At 60.8% G+C, this 2,434-nt stretch carries 3 protein-coding genes; all 3 read left to right on the top strand.

Features of this window, described 5'->3' with window-relative positions; translation table 11 throughout:
• Positions 1 to 313: carbohydrate ABC transporter permease (locus ACPYOM_RS21660; protein ID WP_481347537.1), on the top strand; the 313-nt coding region annotated here is incomplete at its 5' end.
• Positions 310 to 1,194: a carbohydrate ABC transporter permease gene (locus ACPYOM_RS21655; RefSeq protein WP_481347538.1), complete on the top strand. Its 885-nt coding sequence runs from the start codon at positions 310 to 312 to the stop codon at positions 1,192 to 1,194. The genes ACPYOM_RS21660 and ACPYOM_RS21655, both read left to right, overlap by 4 nt.
• Before the next feature lie 86 nt (positions 1,195 to 1,280).
• Positions 1,281 to 2,434: alpha-glucosidase (locus ACPYOM_RS21650; protein WP_481347536.1), on the top strand; the 1,154-nt coding region annotated here is incomplete at its 3' end.

The raw sequence follows: 2,434 nt of genomic DNA, 5'->3' as shown, positions 1-2,434 counted from the left end.
CGCAAGCATCGACGGTGCCAGCACCTGGCAGAAGTTCTGGAACGTGACCTGGCCGGGGTTGCGGCCCACACTGGTAGTGGTGGTCGTGACTGAGACGATCGGCGCCCTGGGTGTTTTCGCACAAATCAACATCATGACCGATGGGGGACCGCTGAACTCAACCTCGACGATCATATTTCACGCGGTGCGGATGGCTTACCGTCAGCAAAACGTGGGTTACGGGGCAGCCCTCTCGCTGATCTTCTTCCTTCTCGTGCTGGCGATCTCCCTGCTTCAATCACTGTCATGGCGACGAAGGGGGTCAGCGGCATGACCCTGCCCAGCCGACGCGGTCACGCGAGCCCCGCGCTGTATGTACCGATGGTGGTCTTGGCGATCTTCTTCGTCTTCCCGATCGTCTTCATGTTCGTGTCGAGCTTCAAGGCCGACGACCAGATATTCAGCGACATGGGGAGCGTGCGTGCGTTCCTTCCAGTCGGCCACCTAAGCCTCGACAACTACCGAGGGGTCGTGGATGCCGTTCCGGTCGGTCGGTTCTTGATCAACAGTCTGGTCGTCTCATTGTGCACCGTCGGGCTCGGCCTCGTCGTCAACAGCATGATTGGTTTCGCACTCGCGAGAATGAGATGGCGCGGCCGCAGTATGGTGCTGGCACTGATCCTCTCCACTCTGATCGTCCCTTTCGACGCGATTGCTATTCCACTGCTCTACGAAGCAACCAAGCTCCCGACTCTCACCTTCGACGGGTGGGTCCCGGTGATCACGACGAACTGGTTGGATACGTACTACGTCCAGGTGATCCCATTCATCGCAAACGCCTTCTCCATCTTCCTCTTCCGGCAGTACTTCACCTCCATCCCCGTCGAGCTGGACGAAGCCGCGAGGATCGACGGGGCGGGGTGGTGGACGATCTATCGCAGGGTGGTTGTCCCGCTCTCTGGTCCCGTCTTCGCGACGGCAGCGATTCTGACATTCCTTCCGGCGTGGAACCAGTACCTATGGCCTCTAATGACGGTCCAAACCGAAGAACTACGTCCGCTCAATGTCGGCATGGATTACTTCTTCCAGCTCAAGGTGGCGTGGGGGCAAGTGATGGCCTACGCGTCGATCATCGTAATGCCGGTTATCCTCATGTTCCTATTCTTCCAACGGTCCTTCATCAACAGCATTGCCTCAAGCGGGGTGAAGGGATGACCGACGTAAAAGCCGAAGGCGCAGCGAAGCCCGGTCCCGTCGACTCGGATGGCGGGCCCCCGCGGGAGTGGTGGAGGGAGGCCGTCGTGTACCAGGTGTACGTGCGCAGCTTCGCCGACACCGATGGGGATGGCGTGGGCGACTTGCGCGGACTGATTGACAGGCTCGACCACATCGTCGACCTCGGCGCCAATGTCGTGTGGCTGTCGCCCGTGTACCAGTCCCCCCAGGATGACAACGGCTATGACATCAGTGACTACCAGACGATCGACCCCCAGTTCGGGAGCATGCAGGACTTCGACGAGCTCGTGACCAAGCTCCACTCGCGAGGGCTCCGACTCATGATGGACATGGTCCTGAACCACACCTCGGACGAGCATCCGTGGTTCAGCCAGTCACGCGCCGGCCGTCACGGCCCTAGGTCGGACTGGTACATCTGGCGCGACCCGAAGCCGGAAACCTTGGCCGGCGAACGCGGAGCGGAGCCGAACAACTGGGGATCCTTCTTCGGGGGGTCTGCCTGGCAATGGGAGCCTCGACGAAGGCAGTACTACCTGCACCTCTTTTCCAGGAAGCAGCCGGACCTCAACTGGGAGAGCCCAGCTGTTCGGACAGCGCTCTTCACGATGATGCGCTGGTGGCTCGAGCGTGGCGTCGACGCCTTTCGCTTCGATGTCATCAACTTCATATCCAAGCAGCCCGACCTCCCGGACGGCGTAGCGAACCCAGCCGGCTGGGGAGATCCGCTTCCCCATGTCAACTGCGGACCACGCCTCGAGGAGTTTCTTAGCGATATGAAGAGGTCGGTGCTCGATGGCCGACCCGACACGGTCATGACCGTCGGCGAGATGCCGGGTGTAACGCGTGACCAAGCGATGCGGTTCACCGATGCCCAATCAGGGCAGCTCAACATGGTGTTCCAGTTCGAGCACATGGATCTCGACCATGTTGGTGAGCGGTGGAACCCGCGTCCCGCATCAGTCCTGCAGATCAAGCGCTCGCTGGGCGCGTGGCAGGAGTCGCTCGGGCCCAGCGGGTGGAACAGTCTTTACTGGTCGAACCACGATCAACCGCGCGTCGTGTCCAGGTTCGGCGACGATCGTGATTACTGGTACGAGTCGGCCACTGCCTTGGCCGCCGTCCTGCATCTGCATCGCGGCACACCCTACATCTACCAGGGTGAGGAACTGGGCATGACCAACATGCCGGTGATGTCCATAGACTCGTTCCGAGACGTCGA

The sequence above is a fragment of the Monashia sp. HAY1-2A genome (assembly GCF_056755315.1).
Note: the sequence above shows the minus strand (reverse complement) of the source record. Positions and strands in the feature narration are given on the sequence as shown.

Excerpts from the sequence above, each read along its gene's own strand:
- ACPYOM_RS21655 (WP_481347538.1), top strand. The coding sequence starts at position 310 with ATGACCCTGCCCAGCCGACGCGGTCACGCGAGCCCCGCGCTGTATGTA.